The 1859-nt window shown below is 44.6% G+C and carries 1 protein-coding gene and 1 pseudogene; both read left to right on the top strand.

What is annotated here, in order from left to right:
* The first annotated feature begins 264 nt into the window (after positions 1–264).
* Entirely contained in the window at positions 265–1128 is an 864-nt protein-coding gene (locus V7D75_RS08470) for an AAA family ATPase (protein ID WP_333614213.1), read from the top strand.
* An 81-nt stretch (positions 1129–1209) separates the two neighbouring features.
* Positions 1210–1859: pseudogene (locus V7D75_RS08465) on the top strand (hypothetical protein); the annotation flags it as partial.

The raw sequence follows: 1859 nt of genomic DNA, 5'->3' as shown, positions 1-1859 counted from the left end.
ATGAGTAGTAAAGCTTTTTGCTTTAAATTTTTACACTAAAAGACACCCTGCGTGTCTTTTTTTATACTCATTTATCAGCTGTACAATGAATCAATAATAACTGCGAACGCATGAGTATTTTGGCAATCAATGGGGCTGTGCTAATCTAAATGATTAGGTAGCTGCTAACGATTTTCTCTAAGCTTTCTACTATATTTAACGGATAACAATAACTGATTTTAATAACTGATTTTAATAACTGTTTCTAATAACTGAGAATGTATTATGAGCACGACTGATAAAACGAAGAAAAGCTTTACCGGTACGCAAAGCTATATTGCCACTGATGATTTGCAGCTTGCCGTTAATGCGGCGATGACGCTACAAAAGCCGTTACTGATTAAAGGCGAGCCGGGCACTGGTAAAACGTTACTGGCTGAAGAAGTGGCGGAGAGTTTAGGGATGCCGCTGATTACGTGGCACATTAAATCAACCACTAAAGCTGAGCAAGGGCTGTATGAGTACGATGCCGTATCGCGCTTACGTGATTCGCAATTGGGTGACGATAAGGTTTATGAGATTGGCAACTATATCAAGCCCGGTAAACTGTGGGAGGCCTTTACTAGTAATGAGCGCAGTGTGTTATTGATTGATGAGATTGATAAGGCTGATATCGAGTTTCCAAACGACTTACTACATGAGCTCGATAAGATGTCTTTTTACGTTTATGAAACAGGCGAGACCATCACTGCTGAGCAGCGTCCGGTGGTTATTATCACCTCAAACAATGAAAAAGAGCTGCCAGATGCGTTTTTACGCCGCTGTTTCTTCCATTATATCGACTTCCCAGAAGAAGATACCATGCGCCAAATCATTGAAGTGCATTTTCCCAATATCCAAGAAAAACTCGTCAATGATGCGCTCGATATTTTCTATAAACTGCGTAATATTCAAGGGCTTAAAAAACCACCATCAACGTCGGAACTGGTCGATTGGTTAACGTTATTGCTCGCTGATGATATGGCACAAAACGAGCTGGAAGAAAACTTACGCGGGGAAAAGTCTATTCCGCCGCTATATGGCGCGCTGCTGAAAAACGAGGCCGATGTAGGTTTATTGCAGCGTTTTGCCAATATGATGCGTCGTTAAGCGACAGCTCGTTTGTCATAATTGACGCTAATAAAACAGTCCAACTTGTAACTCTATCAGCCAATAAGTGATGCGACTTTTATGTTTATCAAATTGTTCTATACCCTGCGGACCTATGGCGTGCCGGTCAGTACGCGTGAGCTCCTCGACCTAAACGCGGCCTTAGATCAAGGGCTGATGATGCAGCCGCATCCTGAAAATCCAGAGCTATCTACTTTTGCCAGTCGCGAGGATATGTATCGACTGATTCGGCTTTGTATGGTCAAAGACGAGCGTCACTTTGATAAATTTGACCGTGCTATGGCAGATTATTTTGAGGGCGTCGATAGTCTTGATATGGATGAGCTGCTCGCAAAGTTGACGGATATTCCGAAAGAGTGGCTGGATTTAAAGCTTGATCCAAAAAATCTGACCGAAGAGCAGCGGCGCTTGCTGAAAAAATACGGCTCATTAGAGGAGTTGATGAAAGCGCTTGAAGAGCGTCTTAAAGAGCAAAAAGAGCGTCATCAAGGTGGCAGTAAATGGGTCGGCACTGGCGGCACGTCACCATTTGGTGCCTATGGCGACCATCCAGAAGGCGTGCGCGTCGGCGGCGAGTCACGTAAACGCAGCGCGGCTAAAGTGTGGGAGCAGCGCAAATATCGCAATCTCGATGATGACAATCAGCTTGGCACGCGCCAAATCCAAATGGCACTGCGCAACTTGCGTCAATTTGCCCGTACCGGCAGCGC

The organism is Psychrobacter sp., assembly GCF_036731945.1.
Taxonomy (GTDB): domain Bacteria; phylum Pseudomonadota; class Gammaproteobacteria; order Pseudomonadales; family Moraxellaceae; genus Psychrobacter.
Note: the sequence above shows the minus strand (reverse complement) of the source record. Positions and strands in the feature narration are given on the sequence as shown.